Raw genomic sequence first — 17133 nt, forward strand, 5'->3', positions numbered from 1 at the left:
CGTGGTCGGCGACGGCGGGGCCGCGCTGACCTCGGGCCAGGACCGCTCGGCGTCGCGCCGGGCGGCCAGCACGAACCTACCGGCGGCCGGACTCCGGCGCGCAACCCGGGGGTGTGGGGCTGCGCACGTCCGTCCCGATGTACGGCGCGGATCTGGCAAGCTGGCGGGAGCACCCGCCCCACCCGCGGAGGTCACGGCGAGCTGGGCCCGGGCCGCACCAGCACCCCCGGACCGGCCGGCCGGGCCTGCCTCCACCGGATGCGCGTCCGCAGGTGCATGCCTCGTCCCGCCCTGCCCCAGGAGCCGCCATGAGCACCTCGCCCGAGCCGTGCCCGGAGATCGCCGGGCGCCGCGCCGTCGGCGGACTCCTGCCGCTGCTGCGCACCCCGGGAGGGCTGGGATGAGCACGCGCACCGCCGCGCCGCGCGCCCTGCCGTGGGTCGTCGTGGGCATCGTGCTCGTGGCGCTGAGTCTGCGCGGGCCGATCATCGCCCCGACCCCCGTGATCACGCAGCTCCAGTCCGATCTCGGGCTCTCGGCGGCGACCGCGGGCCTGCTCACGGGCCTGCCGGTGCTGCTCTTCGCCCTGGTCACCCCGCTGGCCTCGAAGCTGATCGGACGCTGCGGGCCGGAGGCCGCGGTCCTGGTGTGCCTGACGGGCGTGCTGGCCGGGACCGTGATCCGCTCGGCCGGCCCCGCCCCGGTGGTCCTGGCCGGCACCGTGGTCATCGGTGCCGCGATCGCGGTCGGCAACATCGTGGTGCCGGTGATCATCCGCCGCGACGTCTCCTGGCGCCGGATCCCCGTGGTGACCGCCGCCTACACGGCCGCCCTCAACGTGGGGTCGATGATCACCGCTCTGGGCACCGCGCCGCTGGCCGCGGTGGTCGGCTGGCGCTGGGCACTGACCGCCTGGGGCGTGCTGACCCTGGCGGCCCTGGTCTTCTGGCTGGTCGTGGCGCGCCGCCGGGCCGGCACCTCACCCGCCTCCGCGGCGTCCCGTGCCGAGCCGCCCACCATCACCGGGACCACGGGGGCGGTCCGGAGCACCGGGCAGGTCCGGCGCATCGGCTGGTGGCTGACCTTGGCCTTCTGCGGGCAGGCCATCTCCTACTACTCCGTCACCGCCTGGCTGCCCACCCTGCTGGCCGACACCCGCGGGCTGAGCCTGGCGGCCTCCGGGGCCGGCGCGTCCCTGTTCCAGGTCGCCGCCATCGCCGGGGCCCTCGGGGTGCCCCTGCTGGCCGCCCGGACCCCGTCGTGGGCGCCGGTGGCCGTGATCGGGGCGCTGTGGATCACCCTGCCCGTCGGTCTGCTGATCGCCCCCGAGGGCTACCTCGTCTGGTCCGCCGTCGGCGGTGTCGCCCAGGGCGGGGGCTTCACCACGATCTTCTCGATCGTCGCGCGCATCGTGCGCAGCGACGCCGAGGCCGCGGGGACCTCCGCCCGCATCCAGGGCAGCGGCTACCTGGCCGCGACCGTCGGCCCGCCCCTGGTCGGCGCGCTCAACTCCGGCACCGGGGGGTGGACCGTCCCCCTGCTGGTCGTGCTGGGCGCCACCGTGGTGTTCCTGATCGGCGCCCTCCTGGCCGTCGCGGAGACCCGCCGCCGCCCGCCGGCGGCACCCGTCCGGGGATGAGGCCCGTGACGGCCGCCAGGGGCGGGACACCGCGGCAGCTCTCGGGATGCGCTGGGACCTGAGCAGGGCCCCGAGCCGAAACCGTTCCGAGCAGCAGACCACGGAGTCCGTCCGCCGGGGACCGCGATCTCGCGGCGCTGTTCCCGTGGGATCCCTTTTCCGATCACTCTTCCCAGACTGATATATGAGTCGTATACTCGTTGCGGATCTGCCGGAGGGTTGATCGCCAACTTGATGAGGAGTGGAACAGCATGCCGCAACTCGCGCACCGGCTCGACCGGCTGGGCACCGAGACCGCCTTCAGCGTCGCCCAAGCCGCGGCCGCCTGGAAGGCCAAGGGGAACCGCGTGTACCCCTTCCATCTCGGCGACATCAACATCCCGACGGCCCCGCACATCATCGAGGCGATGAACCGGGCCATCGCCGACGGCTACACGGGCTACTGCCCCGGCCCCGGCATCCCGCAGCTGCGGGAGGCCCTCGCCGAGGACCTCGGCTCGCGTCGTGGCATCAGCCTCACCCCGGACAACGTCGTGGTGATGACGGGCGGCAAGCCGGTCATCACGAAGTTCCTGCAGGCGGTCATGAACCCCGGCCAGGAGGTGCTCTACCCGAACCCCGGCTTCCCGATCTACGAGTCGCAGATCGAGTACCTCGGTGGCACGGCCGTGCCGTACCGCTACCTCCCCACGAAGGAGGGCTTCGCGATCGACCTCGACCAGGTGCGCGCTTCGATCACCCCGAACACGGTCGCCATCATCTACAACGACCTGCAGAACCCCATCTCGGCCGAGTCGACGGCCGCCGAGCGCGAGGCCGTCGCGCAGCTCGCTCAGGAGCACAATCTCTGGGTGCTCTCCGACGAGGCCTACTTCGAGACGCGCTACGAGGGGGTCTCGAGCTCGATCGCGTCGCTCCCCGGCATGGCCGAGCGCACCGTCATCCTCTACACGTTCAGCAAGAAGTTCGCCATGACCGGCTCACGGCTCGGCTGCGCCGTCGCGCCGCCCGAGCTCGCCAAGGTGCTCAGCACGCTCAACACCAACGACGAGTCGTGCACCACGCACTACGTGCAGTGGGCCGGCATCGAAGCACTCCGCGGTCCGCAGGAACCCGTGCAGCAGATGCTCGACATCCTGCGCGAGCGCCGGGATGCCGCCTGTGAGCTCGTGAACGCCACCCCCGGGATGCACGTGGCCGTGCCGCAGTCGACGTTCTACCTGTTCCCCGACGTCACCGAAGCCATGGAGCGGCTGGGTTACACGGCAGTCGGCGACTTCGCCACCGCGGCACTGCACGAGACCGGCGTCTCCTTCTGCACGCGGGAGCACTTCGGCCGACGCCAGCCGGGCGAGGAGCGACAGTACATCCGGCTCGCCTACTCGGGCATCGACGTCGCCGACATCCGCGACGGCCTCGGCCGCCTGTGCCAGTGGATCGAGTCGGCATGAGCCGGGTCGTCGTCACGGGACGTGTGCCCGAGGCCGCGGTCGAGAAGCTCCGCGCCCAGCACGAGGTCGACGCCTGGCCCGGCCCGGAGTCGATCGGCCGCGAGGAGCTCCTGTGCCGAGTGGCCGGCGCCGATGCCGTCGTGAGCCTGCTGACCGAGCGCATCGACGCCGAACTGCTCGACGCCGCCGGGCCGCAGCTGAAGGTGGTCGCGAACGTCGCCGTCGGCTACGACAACATCGACGTGCCGGCCTGCACCGAACGGGGCGTCGTGGCCACCAACACGCCCGGCGTGCTCACGGACGCCACGGCCGACATCGCGCTCGGCCTCATCCTCATGGCGACCCGCCGGCTCGGCGAGGGGGAACGGCTCATCCGCTCCGGCCAGGCCTGGAAGTGGGGCATGTTCTTCCTGCTCGGCAGCAGCCTGCAGGGCAAGACCCTCGGCGTCGTCGGCATGGGCGGCATCGGTCAGGCGACCGCGCGCCGGGCCAAGGCCTTCGGCATGGACATCGTCTACCAGTCGCGCAGTGAGATCGATCCCGGGGTCGCCGCCGAGCTGGGCGCCCGGCGGGTAAATCTCGACGAGCTGCTGGCCGTCTCCGACGTCGTTTCGCTGCACTGCCCCTACGGTCCCGCCACGCATCATCTGATCGGAGCCGAGCAGCTGACGGCGATGAAGACCTCGGCGTATCTCGTCAACACCGCGCGCGGACCGATCGTCGACGAAGCGGCGCTCGCGTCCGCGCTGCGTGAGGGGCGGATCGCGGGTGCCGGGCTGGACGTCTTCGAGCACGAGCCCCAGGTGCATCCCGAGCTGCTGGAGCTCGACAACGTGGCGCTGGTACCGCACCTGGGCTCCGCCACGGTGGAGACGCGCACCGCCATGGCGATGCTCGCCGCCGACAACGTGCTCGCCGTGCTCGGCGGGGAACAACCGCCTGCACCGATCGGCTAGCACTGCAGCCGCGTTCACGGAGGACGGCCCTGAGCCTGTTCTCCGCCGGATGCACCCCCGGGCCGCTGAACTTACCGGCCCGGGGGTGACGCTGTCGATGGACGGCAGCGAGTACAACCCCTCCGACCCGGTGGGACGGCTGCTGTCCCACGTGCTGAGCATGTCGGCGGAGTCCGCGCCAAACCTGATCCGGATGCGCGTCCGCAGCCCCGGGCGACAGGTGGCGCTGAGCCGGCGGAACCCCTTTCCAGGCGATCTGCGTCTCCGCCGCGATGGATCTGCCCCGCACGGCCCGACGGTGCGATCATCAGCGTGGCGCCCGCAGGAGGGCACCCGATCGCATGATCGAATCGGTGGGTCGCCGGCGGGCTCGGCGGCTTCGCGCGATCTGATCCGGGGTTTCGTGGCGCATCCGCTCGGTGTCCGCCGGCCGTGAGTCGTTCCGCCAGATGGACCGACGCCAGCGCACCTCAGTCGCTCAGTGCGCGCACCACCCGTGCCGGCGAGCCCACCACCACGGACTTCTCGGGGACGTCCTTCGTCACCACCGAGGCCGCACCCACGACGGCATCCGCACCGATCGTCACCCCGGGCAGCACCGTGACGTTGGAACCGATCCAGACATTGCGCCCGATCACGATGGGCGCCGGGTGCATGTCCGCCCGACGGCTCGGGGCCAGATCGTGGTTGAGGGTGGCCAGCACCGTGTTGTGCCCGATCAGGCAGTCGTCCCCGATGACCACCCCGCCCTGGTCCTGGAACCTGCACCCGGAGTTGAGGAAGACCCGTTTCCCGAAGGTGATGTTCTTCCCGAAGTCGGCGTAGAAGGGCGGGAAGACCGTCACCGACTCGTCCACCGGCTTCCCGGTCAGCTGGGCCAGCAGCTCCCGGACCCGGGCCGGTTCCTGGTATCCGCCGTTGAGCTCACCGGTGATGCGCAGAGCGTCCTGGCTGACCCGGTGCATCACCTCGTGCAGGGGCGAGTCCCCTGTGATGGTCCGCCCGGCGTTGAGCGCGTCCAGGAGATCGGTCAGTTCCATGGTGTCCTTCCAGTGGTGTCCGGGGTGTCCGGCCCGCGATTTCCGCGCCGCGGGTTGCGGCCCAGTTCGCGCACCGTGATGCCGCGTGTGGTTGCCCCTGAATCCGCAGCCTCGGTCAAGGCTCGGGGACGGCGGCGTGCCGGTCGGCGGCCCAGGAGGCGAGCAGCCGGAGCCGTTCGGCCGAGGGCGAGCCGGGCTCGGCGGTGTAGATCATGAACACGTGTCCGGGCTCGGCGGTGACGGCCAGCTCCTCATAGGCCAGGGTCAACTCCCCCACGACCGGGTGGTGGAAGCGCTTGGTGCCGGCGCCGTGGGTCCGCACGTCGTGAGCCCCCCACAGGGTGCGGAAGGTCTCGCTGCGGGTGGACAGTTCCCCGACCAGGTCCTGCAGACCCCGGTCGTGCGGGTCCCGGCCGGCTTCGGCGCGCATGATGGCCACGCACATGCCGGCAAATGCCTCCCAGTCGGGGTAGAAGTCCCGGGAGGCCGGGTCCAGGAACTGGAAACGGGCCAGGTTGGGGGTGCGCCCGCCCTCCCCGATCAACGGGACGTAGAAGGCCCGGCCCAGGGCATTGGTGGCCAGCAGGTCCTGGTGCGCATCCCGCACGAAAGCCACTCCGTCGGTGATCGCCTCCAGGGCCCACTGCAGGCTCTGCCGCGCTTCCCCCGATCTGGTGCCGCGGCGCCGTGGACGCCCCGAGGCGGGCACGCCGTCGGCGGCACGGGCCAGGTCCAGCAGGTGGGCCCGTTCGGTCTCGTCCAGGCGCAAGGCGGAGGCGATGGCTTCGAGCACCGAGGACGAGGCTCCGGCGATGGCCCCGCGCTCGAGCTTGGCGTAGTACTCCACGCTCACTCCGGCCAAGGCCGCGACCTCGGTCCGGCGCAACCCCGGCACCCGCCGAGTGCCCCCGGCCGGCAGACCGGCCTGCTGGGGAGTCAGCTTGGCCCGGCGTGTCATGAGGAACTCGCGAACCTCGGTGCGGTTGTCCATGCCGAAAGAGTAGGTGGCCCTCGGCGCGTGAGGGAGACCCTGCCGGTACACCCTTCGACAGGGACTCCCACGCCGCCGAACAGCGCGATTGACTGGGAGCGATCCTCCCGCCGGCACAGTGGCTCACCACCCGGCGCAGCACCGAATCATCGTCCCAGAAGGAGAGCACCGCCATGCGCGGAGTCATCATGCACGCCCCCGGCGACGTCCGGGTCGAGGACCGCGAGGACCCGACCGTCATCGAGCCCACGGACGCGGTCATCCGGCTGACCGCGACCTGCATCTGCGGCTCCGACCTGTGGCCCTACCGCGGCGTCGAGCCCGTCGACCACACCCTGATGGGCCACGAGTACGTCGGGGTGGTCGAGGAGATCGGCTCCGCGGTGCAGACCCTCCAGGTCGGGGACTTCGTCGTCGGGTCCTTCGTCGTCTCCGACAACACCTGCGAGATCTGCCGCGCCGGCTTCCAGTCCAAGTGCGTGCACGCCGAGTTCGTCGCCGGCACCATCGGCACCCAAGCGCAGAAGGCCCGCATCCCGCACGCCGACGGCACCCTCGTGGCCACCCCCGGCCAGCCCGATCCTGAGCTGATCCCCTCCCTGCTGGCCGCCTCCGACGTGCTGGGCACCGGCTGGTTCGCCGCCGTGGCCGCCGAGGCCGGCCCGGGCAAGACGGTTGCGGTCGTCGGCGACGGCGCCGTCGGACTCATGGCGGTCCTCGCCGCGAAGGAGCTCGGAGCCGAGCGGATCATCGCGATGTCGCGGCACCCCCAGCGGCAGGAGCTGGCCCGCTTCTACGGCGCGACCGACGTCGTCGAGGAGCGCGGCGAGGAGGGCGTGGCGAAGATCAAGGAGCTGACCGGTGGGCTGGGGGCGCACTCGGTGGTCGAGGCCGTGGGCACCCAGGAGTCCTTCATGCAGGCCGTGGGGGCGACCCGCGGTGGCGGGCACCTGGGCTATGTAGGGGTCAACTACGACGTGCAGATCCCCGGCATCGAGCTGTTCTTCGCCGGCATCCACACCTTGGGCGGTCCCGCCCCGGTGCGCCGGTTCCTGCCCGAGCTGGTCCAGCTGATCTGGGACCGCAGGATCGACCCGGGCAAGGTCTTCGACCTCACCCTGCCGCTCGAAGAGGCCGCCGAGGGCTACCGGGCCATGGACGAGCGCCGGGCCACCAAGGTCCTGCTCACCCTGTGAGCCCTGATCGGCGGCGCTCGCGCGTCGCCGCGATCCCCACTTCGGACCATCAGGCCTCTCGGGTACGGGTGTCCACGCTAGTGGAAGCTCCTGGAGCACGGCGGTGAGTGATCTGGCCACTGTCACGATGTTCGTCATCGTGTCGCGAGGGGTGGAAAGGCACGATCATGAGAACCAAGAGCACCGGGAACGCCTGAAGCAGCTCCTGGGAGGCGAACAGCGCCCCTCCGGATGAGAAACCCCAACCACAGCTCATGGGCCCAGCAGTCCACCGGAGCTTCAGCAGTCCCTTGCGCACCCGCGGTCGAGCAGACGGAGCGAGCAGATGGCACGGACCCGTATTCACAACTTCTCCATCTCCCTGGACGGTTTCGGCACCGGCGAGGGTCTGAGCCGGGACGCTCCCTTCGGGCACGCCGGAGAGAGGCTGCACGAGTGGATGATCGCCACCCGCTTCGGCGCCCCGATCGTGGGACGCACCGGCGGCTCTACCGGGGTCGACAACGCGTTCGCCCAGCAGCACGAGCCGGGCATCGGCGCCGAGATCATGGGCGCGGGCAAGTTCGGTCCGCCGGGCTGGCAGGAGGACCCCGGCTGGCGGGGGTGGTGGGGACCGAACCCCCCGTTCCACACGCCGACCTTCGTGCTGACCCACCACCCGCGGCCCTCGATCGAGATGGAGGGTGGCACCACCTTCCACTTCCTCGACGCCGCACCGGCCGAGGCGTTGAGCACCGCCCGTGCGGCGGCCCGCGGACGGGACGTGCGCATCGGAGGTGGCCCCACCGTCGTGCGCGACTTCCTCGCCGCGGGCCTGGTCGACCACATGCACCTGGTCCAGGTGCCGATCCTGCTCGGCCGCGGCGTGCGGGTGTGGGACGGACTGGAGGCGCTGGAGGAGCACTACGAGATCGAGGCCGTCTCGGCGCCCAGCGGGGTCACCCACCTGACCTTCGACCGGAGAACCCCGTGACCAGGGCCGCCGCGGAGCATGTGGTGACAGCACCGCCACGGAACGGCGTGCGTGCGGATGGGTCTCGTTGCGCGGTGGGGGGTGCCCCGGGGCGGTGACCGCCCGAGGCAGTTCCTCGGAACGCCACCCGCTTCCGGGTGTCGAGCAAGCGGGGCCGCCTCCGTCCCGGGTACGCCAGTGGCCACGCCAGGCTGCCCCGCCACCGAGGAGGACCACCGTGACGCTTCAGCGGATGGACCGAGAACACCGACGGAACCCGCTCCTGCCCACCAGCACCGCCGCGCCGGGACCCTGATACCTCAGGGCACGAGGAGGCTGTCCGGCCGGCGGTCGCGCCGGATCATCGGCTACGGACGGGGCACCGCACGCCCCAGGGCACTGCCGGTTCCCCACCTCCCGTCACCCCCGGGCACCAGAGAGGCAACCCATGGACGTGATCGACCTCGCCCACATCACCCCGGAGATGACCCAGCTCGTCGGGGGCAAGGCGGCCGGCCTCGGCGCCCTCATCTCCGCGGGCGAGCGGGTGCCGGACGGGTTCTGCCTGAGCACCGAGGCCTACCGCTCGGGCACCATCCCCAGGCGGGCAGTCCTGACGGCCTACGAACACCTCGGCGGCGGCCCCGTCGCCGTCCGCTCCAGCGCTACGGCCGAGGACCTGCCGGGTGCCAGCTTCGCCGGCCAGCAGGACACCGTCCTCGACGTAGCGGGTGAGGACGCGCTGCTCGAGGCCATCCGGCAGTGCTGGGACTCTGTGCACAGCCCGCGCGCCGTCGCCTACCGGGCCGGGCAGGGACTGGAGACCGACGACCTGGCAATGGCTGTCGTGGTGCAGCGCATGATCACCCCGACGGCCGCCGGGGTGATGTTCACGGCCAACCCGATGACCGGTACCCGCACCGAGACCGTCATCGACGCGGTCCCGGGCCTGGGCACCGGCGTCGTGGACGGCGCCATGGACACCGACCACTACGTCCTGCCCGGGCACGGCCCGCTCCCCGGACCACAGGACCACGGCTGCCTCTCCCCCGAGCAGCTCCGCGAACTGCAGCAGGCCGGGCAGCGGGTGCAGCGCGCCCTCGGCGGCCCGCAGGACATCGAGTTCGCCTACGATGCGGCGGGCACGCTGTGGCTGCTGCAGTCCCGGGCCGTCACCACCCTCTTCCCGCTCCCACCCGGGACCGATCCGGTGCAGGACGACCCCCGCATCTACCTGGAGGTCGGCCACATGCAGGGCCTGCGACGCCCGGTCACTCCCATGGGCGTGTCCGTGCTGCGGGAGACGACCCGCCGCTGGCTGCAGATCATCGGCGTCGACGACGCAGTGGTCGACTCGTTCCTCGTCGACATCGGCGGACGGCTGTTCGTGGACCTCACCGGCTTCGTCCGCAGCCCGCGCCTGCACTCCCGCGTCCCCGAGATGGTGCAGGTCTACGGTCCGGCCGTGGCGCGGGGCGTGCGGCGCGTCCTGGACGACCCCCGCTACGCCCCCCGTCCCGCTCCTCCCGGTCAGCGCACGTTCTCCCCCGGTGCGACCGCGCGGCTGCTCCTGACCGTCGTGCCTGCCTCGCTGCTCGGCGCCCTGCGGGCCTTGGCACGGCCCGCCGCCGCCCGGGAGCGTGCGTTCCACGAACTCGAGCAGGTCCGCCGGCAGCCCAGGACCGAGCCGGCGGACACGGCGAGCCGGATCCGTTGCGCCGCCGGCCTGCAGGACGCGACGATGACCGGACCGATGATGCGCTCCCTGCCACCGCTGTGGGCGGCGCTCATCGCCCAGGGGGTGGCCGGATGGCTGCTGGACGCGCTCCTGCAGCCGGGTGAGCTGAACGCGACCCTGCGCGGCATGCCCCACAACGTCACCACCCAGATGGACCTGGAGCTCTGGTCCGTCACTGAGGCCGCCCGCCCGCACCGCGCGCTGCTGGCCGGCACCGCCCCGGAGGAGCTCGCCGGGCGCTTCTCACGCGGTGAGCTGCCCGAGTTCGGCCTGACACCCTTCCTGGAGGAGTACGGGATCCGAGGCAGCGCCGAGATCGACGTCGGCTCCCCCCGGTGGGCCGACGACTCCACCCCTGTGTTCGCCGCCCTGTCCGGCTACCTGCAGGTGACCGACCCGGACCAGGCCCCGCCCGCCCGGTTCGCCCGCGCCGCCGTCGAAGCCGAGGCCGCTCTGACGGACCTCGTCGACCGCGCGAAGCGCACCCGGCCGCTGCGGGCCCGGCTCGCCGGCTCCCTGCTGCGCCGCAGCCGGGAGCTGGCCGGCCTGCGCGAGCTGCCCAAGTTCCTCTGGCTGACCCCGCTGGCCGAGGTGCGCCGGCAGTTGCTCACCGCGGGAGCCGAGCTCACCGAACGCGGCCTGCTGGAACGTTCGGAGGACATCATGTTCCTGACCCTGGACGAGGCCCTCGACGCCTCGCACGGCGCGGACCTCCGCGCGGTGGTGACCGGCCGGCGCCGGGAGCACGACCGCGAGGCCCGACGGCGGCAGATCCCGGGCCTGCTGCTGTCCGACGGCACGAACCCTCAGGCCCTGCCCGACGACACCGCGGCCGAGTACGGGCCGGACGTGCTGGTGGGCCAGCCGGCGGCCACCGGGGTCGCGACCGGGCCGGTACGGATCGTCCACCAGCCGTCCGAGGCGAGGCTGCAGCCCGGTGACATCCTCGTCGCCCCGACCACCGACCCGGGCTGGACCCCGCTGTTCCTGACCCTCGGCGGACTCATCACGGAGACCGGCTCCACGATCGCCCACGGCCCGACCGTGGCCCGCGAGTACGGCATCCCGGCCGTCATCTGCGTGCCCGACGCCACCACCCGGCTGACCGAGGGCCAGGTGGTCACCGTCGACGGCGCCACGGGACTGATCCGGGTGCAGGACACGGCACCCGACCGCAACACTGTCCGCCGTTAGTGCGCCTTGCCGGTGCACGGCGTCCTCGGGCGCATGCCGGTGCTCTCATCCGGGGCCCTCTTCCGTGACTCGGCTTCGGGGCCACCAGCCCTCCGGCCCCCGGGGCCCTGGTCCGGGGGTGGTCGAGCGGGTGGGCTCGCGCTCGCAGGTGCTGCTGCGGATTTCCCGGGCAGCGGGACCCGTCAAGGCGCCGTTCGTGGTTCTCCCGGGCCGCGTTGAGCCATCGGTCCTAAGCTGGTCACGCGCATCGCCTGCGGGCCGTCAGGCCCGCAGGTGCCGGTGCGTTCCCCGACCGGAGGACAGCCCTGATGACCGACCTCGCCCCGGACCGGCCAGCGGTCCTGCACCCCGTCCCGGCCCAGCGCTCGATGCTCGTGATCCCCCGGGTGCACGAGGGTTCCGGGGCCCGGGCCCGCTACGGGCTGGTCCAGGCCGAACTGGACCCGGGCGGGCAGATGCTGGTCTTCCCGCAGGGCCCGGTGGTCGATCCCGGTGAACTGCGCGCCGGGGCCGGGCTGCTGCTGGCGGAGGAGTTCGGGCAGGCCATGTCCGCGGCGGTGATCGCTCCGCTGGGGATCCTCTACGCCGATCAGCGCCAGGAGGAGCGGATCGATGTGATGCTCGCGGTGGCGCGCCGGGCCGAGGCCGGGTGCGGTCGGGCGCTGGAGCCGGCCGGTGTTCCCGGGGTGGAGTGGGTCGATGAGCAGCACCTGGTCGAGCACCTGCGCTCGGGGCGGATCGTGGACACCTCCACGGCCTCGGCCCTGGCCCTGCTGCAGTCCTGTGGTGAGTTCACGCGCTGACCGGCCCACCCACCGACGCCGCCCCAGTGCCGCCCGCCAGGCCAGGGCAGCGGCGAGGCCCGGGTCCTCCAGACGCGCCTGCGTCAGGCGGATGGCGACGGAGGCCGGGGCGATCACGTCGGTGCGCACCCCGTGCACCCCGGCGTCCGGGGCGAGGCCCTGCACCATCGCGTTCACCGCGCCCCTGGTCGCGTTGCGGGCGGCCTGCCCCCCGTCCCCGCGGATGCCGGAGACCGAGGAGATCGCCACCGGACCGCCCCGGGACCGCTTCGGCCACGGCATGATCGCGCGGGCCGTGCAGAGCAGTGCGTCCGGGTCGGTGCTGCGCATCCGCTCCCACGCAGCCCCGGGAGCCTGACGGGTTCCCGGCGCCCGGCCTCCTCCACGGCCGGGTCCGAGCGCTTCCACAGCGGGGCCGGACCTCCGGACCGGTGCCGGCCGGCTGATCCCGCCGTTGCGGCCGGTGATCCCCCGCCCAGCGGGCACGATGCATTGACATGTGTTTCAGGTCACCCTACGCTCGTTGGAAAGCGTATTCCATAGAACGGACAGCACCTGTCGGCACGGGCGGTGCACAGCAGACGCAAAGCGTGCAGGACCGACTCCTCTCGAGGACCCCCGGCCCACGTCGAGCGCATTCGGAGGGAACAGCACATGCCAGTTCGCAACAGCGGCAGTCAGCCGGCTGCCGCCGGTACCCATGCACAGCAACGCGCGTGGCGCCCGAGGCGCTCAGCACGCCGGGCCGCGGTGATCAGCATCGCAGCCCTCACCGCGACTCTCATCGCCCCGGCGGGCGTCTGGGCGGCACCCTCTCCGGAGGGTGCCGCCGAGCCGCAGGCACCGGAGCACTCCAGCGCCTCCCTGGAGTGGCAGGAGATCACCTTCGGCCAGTCCACCGACCTGAACTTCTCCTCCAACGTGCTGCCCGGCAAGGTCGGCGTGAACCTGGCGAGACCGGAGGTACCGGGGTCGATCGACGGCGATGTCTTCATGGAGAGCCGCGGCGGGAAGCTCGCTCCCGGCCATGACGGGCTCACGTTCTACCACGTCGACCTCGACCCCAACGAGCACAACTTCGTCCTCGAGGCGGACGTGACCATCCACCAGCTCGGGCCGGAGACGGGCGCCAACCCGAGCGGGCAGGAGGGCGCCGGCCTGATGGTGCGCGACGTCAACGGCGCAGCGCGCCAGGACCCGATGCTGGACGGGTTCGAGGAGGTCCCGGCGGCCTCCAACTACGCCTCGACGACCGTGCTGCGCCAGGGCCCGGTGGCCATGACGCGCACCGGTGTGACCGAGCCGTGGGGAACGGTGGGCTCGGAACGGCAGACGCACCGGCTGGGAGCCCACGGCCTCCTGACCGACGTGCCCGTGACCATGCGGCTGGAGCGCACCGACGACTCCTTCGTGATGTCCACGACCTACACGCACCTCGGCGAGCCCCAGACGCACACCCGTGAGCTGGAGGGGGCCGACTGGGTGCAGGACATCGAGCCCGACTCGATGACGGTGGGCTTCTTCGCGTCCCGCAACGTCGCCGTCACCTTCTCCGACGCGTCCCTGGTGCTGAGCGACGCCGACACCCAGCCGCGACCGCAGCGGCCCGAGGCGGTGACCCCGGCGTCCTTCGACCTGCGTGCCCCGGCGCGCTCCGGCAGCACGGACTACCACGTGGCGGCCTCGGCCCCCTACGCGGGCAGCGTGGATCTCCTCGTGGACGGCGCTCCGGCAGCCGAGGGACTGCCGATCGGCGCCGAGAACGACCTGAGCCACACGATCACGATCCCCTCGGGGCGCTCCACGGTCACGGCGACCTACTCGCCCTCCGAGGGTCCGGACCGGACCCCGATCACGCGCAGCGTCGACGTGACGGTCCGCGAGTTCCACGAAGGCGCGCTGATCGTCGCCCCCGCAGGCACCCCCGACGGTGCGGGCACCGTCGATTCGCCGCTGGACATCACGACCGCCGTCGAGCACGTGCTGCCCGGACAGTCCGTCGAGCTCCTGAAGGGCACCTACACGCCTGCCGGCACGATCCGGATCACTCCTGCGTACTCCGGCACTGCCGATGCGCCCAAGACCCTGACCGCCCACGACGGCGCAGAGGTGGTCATCGACGGACGCTCCGCTCTCCCCGAGGTGATGAGAGCCGATGCGGACCACTGGGTGATCTCGGACCTGGAGCTGACCCGCGCCGCCGGCAACGGCATGCGGTCCTCCGGATCGCACAACACCTTCGACTCGATGGTCTTCAGCCACAACGGGAACACCGGGTTCCAGCTCAGCGGCAGCGGTGCCCCGGAGAACTGGCCGGCCGAGAACCTGATCGTCAACTCGCAGGCCCACGACAACCGCGACCCGTCCGACATCAACGCCGACGGCTTCGCGGCGAAGCTGGGCGTGGGCCCGGGCAATGTCTTCCGCGACAACGTCGCCCACCACAACATCGACGACGGCTGGGACCTCTACAACCGCACCGACGAGGGCCCCAACTTCCCCATCACCATGGAGAACAACATCGCCCACCACAACGGCCGGCTCTCCGACGGCTACAACGCGGACTCCAACGTCGGCACCGGCTTCAAGGTGGGCGGCGAGGGGCTGCCGGTGGACCACGTGCTGACCGGCAACCTGGCCTACGCCAACAACCTCGACGGATTCTCCGACAACTTCAACCCCGGTCGCCTGACCGTCACCAACAACACCGCGGTCGACAACAAGCGGTACAACTTCATCTTCCGCACCAACCCGTACTTCGGACCGGAGGAGCAGGGGGTCTTCCGCAACAACCTCTCCGTCTTCACCGGCAGCCACCACCGTGCGGATCAGGTCTCGGGCGACGCCGACAGGACCAACATCTTCTACGACGGATCCGAATCCCGCATCGACGGCGGGAAGCGGCTGGTGTTCCCGAGGGACTTCGTCTCGCTCGAGCAGCCGGCCCGGCACGAGCGCGCCGACGACGGATCGTTGCTCTTCGGGGACTACGCCCGGCCCACGTTCCGGTCGTTCCTTGCCGGCGGCGGAGAGAACGGGCACCACATCGGTGCTCTCGAGCCCACCGGCCACCCGGGAGGCCGCAAGTAGCGCGCAGGCCGCAGCGAGAACGGCCCCTCCCTGAATCACGGCGCGCGCAGATGCTGGACGAACAGCTTCTGCGCGCGCCGCTCTCGTCCATGTCGGTGCGGTCGGTGACCGCGCGGCGCTCCGCCGGATCCGGCGCTCGGCGACGCGCCTGGCCGTGGACCAGCTGCCGTGCCGCCTCCGCAGGCGGGCCCTGGGCTCTGCATCGGCCAGCCGTCGCCCGATCCTCGCCGTCGCCTCTGCCACCAATGCGTCAGCGCCCGGAGGTGCCCGGCAACCGGCCCTGCGCAAAGCACAGGGCGTCCGGCCACCTCCCCGTCCCGAGGAAGGCCCCGGGGCCCCGGGGCCCCGGGGCATGAGACGCCCCCCGGGACGCCGTTTCCGCGGCACCCGGACCATGGACGCAGCGGCGGCGCCTGCCGGAGTGTTCCCGGCAGGCGCCTCGGCTGCGGCCGCTGTCGCGGGCTACCGCTGGGCGGTCGTGACGTCGAGCATTCCTCTGACCTCGGGCCACGTTGCGGGCGCCTGCCCGGCGGGCAGTGTACGGAAGGCCGACTCCTGCAGATAGGGCCCGTAGGTCCGCATGACGTGGGCGTGGAGCTCGGAGCGGGTGTAGCGGCGCATCGCGTCCTCGTCCGTCCACCCGGACCAGGTCCAGAAGGTGGCCGTCAGCGGCTGGGCGGCGAGATCGAGCCAGAGGGCCCCGGGGGCTCGTCGCAGCGCTCGCCGCAGTCGCAGCGAAGCGAGCAGAAACCCCGGCACATGCCGGGCGGAGCGCAGCCGCAGCCGAGAAACGAGCACGATGCCGCCACCGGGGACCTCGCGCATCGCCGCGGCAGGCCCGTACGCCCGGGGCAGGACGGTGATGAGCTTTCCGAGCCAGCCGCTGAGCACCGCCTGCCGCCGATGAGTCACCACTACAGCGACGGCGGCCGCGATGTAGAGCAGCTGCATGGCGGCGCGCGGCAGCAGGGCGGTGGCCGGCTCCCCGGCCAGCGTCAGACCGGCGGTGGCGGCGTAGACGTTCGCGGGGAACATCGCCACCATCAGCAGCGCCAGGCCACCGGCGGCCCAGGCGGACGTCCACGGCACCAGCAACCCGATGGCGCCGGCGAGCTCGAGCACTCCGGTGACCGTCACGAGCAGCTCGGGGTGGGGCAGCACGGGCGGCACCATCGCGACGAGGTCCTGGCGGAGACCCGCGAAGTGTGACACCCCGGTGACCAGGAACATCACGGCGAGACCTCCGCGGAGAGCCAGGGGCACCGCCTCCCGCAGGCGTCGCCGCCCCAGGAGCGCGGCGACGCCGAGCGCCGCCAGGGCCGCGGTGAGAAAGACGAACAGGACTGACATGGTGCCCTCCTCGGTATTCCATCTTGTCATTGACAAGAATGCGCCCGCATCAGGAACTTGTCAATGCCTAGATATGGGATAGGGTGCAGGAATGACTCCTCGCGCCTATCACCACGGCGACCTGCCTCGAGCGGTCCTGGATGCCGCCGCGCAGGCCGTGCTCGAGGTGGGGCCCTCCCAGCTGAGCCTCCGGGACCTGGCGCGCCGGGCGGGGGTCTCCCACGCGGCCCCCGCCTACCACTTCGGCAACAAGGCCGGGCTCTTGACGACGCTGGCGGCAGAGGGGTTCCAGATGCTCGCGCAGCACCTCACCGAGGTGCTCGAACGCACCGGCAGTTTCCTCGAGGTGGGCGTCGCCTACGTGCACTTCGCGGTGGAGCACCGAGCGCACACCCAGGTGATGTTCCGCCCGGATCTCTACGAAGCGTCCCGCGCCGACGTCGTGCAGGCACGGGCCGCCGCCACCGAGGCGCTCACCAAGGGCATCGCGACGTTGCCACCCGAGGTGGTGGGACCCGATCCGAGAATCGCCGCTCTCGCCGCCTGGTCCCTCGTGCACGGCTTCGCGGACCTCTGGCTCGGCGGAGCGCTCACGGAAGCGGAGAGAGGCGACCTCACCGAGTCGGCTCAGGCAGTGGCCCGGTTTCTCTTCGACAAAGGCACGGCGAGGTAATCGAAGGGTCCCGCACGGGGGATTTCCTGAAAGGCGTCGGGGCCCGCTCACGCCGCTTCT

The 17133-nt window shown here is 71.9% G+C and carries 12 protein-coding genes and 1 pseudogene; 9 read left to right on the top strand and 4 right to left on the bottom strand.

Going from position 1 to position 17133, the window contains the following annotated elements; genetic code table 11:
• Nucleotides 1-400 precede the first annotated feature (400 nt).
• From ABD220_RS09950 to ABD220_RS09960, 3 genes are all read left to right on the top strand, one after another.
• The gene (locus ABD220_RS09950) at nt 401-1639 is read left to right on the top strand and encodes an MFS transporter (protein WP_344122142.1); all 1239 of its coding nucleotides are present in this window, start codon (nt 401-403) and stop codon (nt 1637-1639) included.
• 251 nt (nt 1640-1890) lie between these two features.
• The gene (locus tag ABD220_RS09955) at nt 1891-3090 is read left to right on the top strand and encodes a pyridoxal phosphate-dependent aminotransferase (protein WP_344122144.1); all 1200 of its coding nucleotides are present in this window, start codon (nt 1891-1893) and stop codon (nt 3088-3090) included.
• The gene (locus tag ABD220_RS09960) at nt 3087-4046 is read left to right on the top strand and encodes a 2-hydroxyacid dehydrogenase (RefSeq protein WP_344122146.1); all 960 of its coding nucleotides are present in this window, start codon (nt 3087-3089) and stop codon (nt 4044-4046) included. Before ABD220_RS09955 ends, ABD220_RS09960 begins: the two co-directional genes overlap by 4 nt.
• 470 nt (nt 4047-4516) lie before the next feature.
• Here ABD220_RS09960 and ABD220_RS09965 read toward each other — a convergent pair whose 3' ends face one another.
• Both ABD220_RS09965 and ABD220_RS09970 read right to left on the bottom strand, forming a co-directional pair.
• On the bottom strand, nt 4517-5086 hold the full coding sequence (locus tag ABD220_RS09965) for a sugar O-acetyltransferase (protein ID WP_344122148.1): 570 nt from the start codon (nt 5084-5086) through the stop codon (nt 4517-4519).
• Between the two features lie 115 nt (nt 5087-5201).
• The gene (locus ABD220_RS09970; protein ID WP_344122150.1) at nt 5202-6077 is read right to left on the bottom strand and encodes a helix-turn-helix domain-containing protein; all 876 of its coding nucleotides are present in this window, start codon (nt 6075-6077) and stop codon (nt 5202-5204) included.
• Between the two features lie 173 nt (nt 6078-6250).
• Here ABD220_RS09970 and ABD220_RS09975 point away from each other — a divergent pair, with 173 nt between their 5' ends.
• The 4 genes from ABD220_RS09975 (at nt 6251) to ABD220_RS09990 (ending at nt 11960) form a co-directional block, all read left to right on the top strand.
• Complete coding sequence (locus tag ABD220_RS09975; protein ID WP_344122151.1) at nt 6251-7273, top strand: zinc-dependent alcohol dehydrogenase family protein; 1023 nt, start codon at nt 6251-6253, stop codon at nt 7271-7273.
• A 325-nt stretch (nt 7274-7598) separates the two neighbouring features.
• Entirely contained in the window at nt 7599-8246 is a 648-nt protein-coding gene (locus tag ABD220_RS09980) for a dihydrofolate reductase family protein (RefSeq protein ID WP_344122153.1), read from the top strand.
• A 427-nt stretch (nt 8247-8673) separates the two neighbouring features.
• On the top strand, nt 8674-11157 hold the full coding sequence (locus tag ABD220_RS09985) for a PEP/pyruvate-binding domain-containing protein (RefSeq protein WP_344122155.1): 2484 nt from the start codon (nt 8674-8676) through the stop codon (nt 11155-11157).
• Nucleotides 11158-11465: 308 nt separating this feature from the next.
• Nucleotides 11466-11960: a hypothetical protein gene (locus ABD220_RS09990; protein ID WP_344122157.1), complete on the top strand. Its 495-nt coding sequence runs from the start codon at nt 11466-11468 to the stop codon at nt 11958-11960.
• A gap of 78 nt (nt 11961-12038) precedes the next feature.
• Here ABD220_RS09990 and ABD220_RS18080 read toward each other — a convergent pair.
• A pseudogene (locus ABD220_RS18080) lies at nt 12039-12290 on the bottom strand (SDR family NAD(P)-dependent oxidoreductase); the annotation flags it as partial.
• 420 nt (nt 12291-12710) lie between these two features.
• On the opposite strand from ABD220_RS18080, the gene ABD220_RS10000 reads away from it, so the two are divergent.
• Nucleotides 12711-15050 (top strand): right-handed parallel beta-helix repeat-containing protein, encoded by a 2340-nt coding sequence (locus tag ABD220_RS10000; RefSeq protein WP_344122161.1) that lies wholly within the window; start codon nt 12711-12713, stop codon nt 15048-15050.
• Nucleotides 15051-15512: 462 nt separating this feature from the next.
• Here the strand turns inward: ABD220_RS10000 and ABD220_RS10005 are convergent, their stop codons facing one another.
• Nucleotides 15513-16400 carry a DoxX family protein gene (locus tag ABD220_RS10005; RefSeq protein WP_344122163.1) on the bottom strand — a complete coding sequence of 296 codons (888 nt, stop codon included), beginning with the start codon at nt 16398-16400 and terminating at the stop codon, nt 15513-15515.
• 91 nt (nt 16401-16491) lie between these two features.
• On the opposite strand from ABD220_RS10005, the gene ABD220_RS10010 reads away from it, so the two are divergent.
• Nucleotides 16492-17073: a TetR/AcrR family transcriptional regulator gene (locus tag ABD220_RS10010; RefSeq protein ID WP_344122165.1), complete on the top strand. Its 582-nt coding sequence runs from the start codon at nt 16492-16494 to the stop codon at nt 17071-17073.
• Nucleotides 17074-17133 lie beyond the last annotated feature (60 nt).

The organism is Kocuria aegyptia (assembly GCF_039530085.1).
GTDB lineage: Bacteria > Actinomycetota > Actinomycetes > Actinomycetales > Micrococcaceae > Kocuria > Kocuria aegyptia.

What these genes read in the sequence shown, in the direction of transcription:
- ABD220_RS09950 (WP_344122142.1), top strand. Translation starts at nt 401, where the DNA reads ATGAGCACGCGCACCGCCGCGCCGCGCGCCCTGCCGTGGGTCGTCGTG.
- ABD220_RS09955 (WP_344122144.1), top strand. Translation starts at nt 1,891, where the DNA reads ATGCCGCAACTCGCGCACCGGCTCGACCGGCTGGGCACCGAGACCGCC.
- ABD220_RS09960 (WP_344122146.1), top strand. Translation starts at nt 3,087, where the DNA reads ATGAGCCGGGTCGTCGTCACGGGACGTGTGCCCGAGGCCGCGGTCGAG.
- ABD220_RS09965 (WP_344122148.1), bottom strand. Translation starts at nt 5,086, where the DNA reads ATGGAACTGACCGATCTCCTGGACGCGCTCAACGCCGGGCGGACCATC.
- ABD220_RS09970 (WP_344122150.1), bottom strand. Translation starts at nt 6,077, where the DNA reads ATGGACAACCGCACCGAGGTTCGCGAGTTCCTCATGACACGCCGGGCC.
- ABD220_RS09975 (WP_344122151.1), top strand. Translation starts at nt 6,251, where the DNA reads ATGCGCGGAGTCATCATGCACGCCCCCGGCGACGTCCGGGTCGAGGAC.
- ABD220_RS09980 (WP_344122153.1), top strand. Translation starts at nt 7,599, where the DNA reads ATGGCACGGACCCGTATTCACAACTTCTCCATCTCCCTGGACGGTTTC.
- ABD220_RS09985 (WP_344122155.1), top strand. Translation starts at nt 8,674, where the DNA reads ATGGACGTGATCGACCTCGCCCACATCACCCCGGAGATGACCCAGCTC.
- ABD220_RS09990 (WP_344122157.1), top strand. Translation starts at nt 11,466, where the DNA reads ATGACCGACCTCGCCCCGGACCGGCCAGCGGTCCTGCACCCCGTCCCG.
- ABD220_RS10005 (WP_344122163.1), bottom strand. Translation starts at nt 16,400, where the DNA reads ATGTCAGTCCTGTTCGTCTTTCTCACCGCGGCCCTGGCGGCGCTCGGC.
- ABD220_RS10010 (WP_344122165.1), top strand. Translation starts at nt 16,492, where the DNA reads ATGACTCCTCGCGCCTATCACCACGGCGACCTGCCTCGAGCGGTCCTG.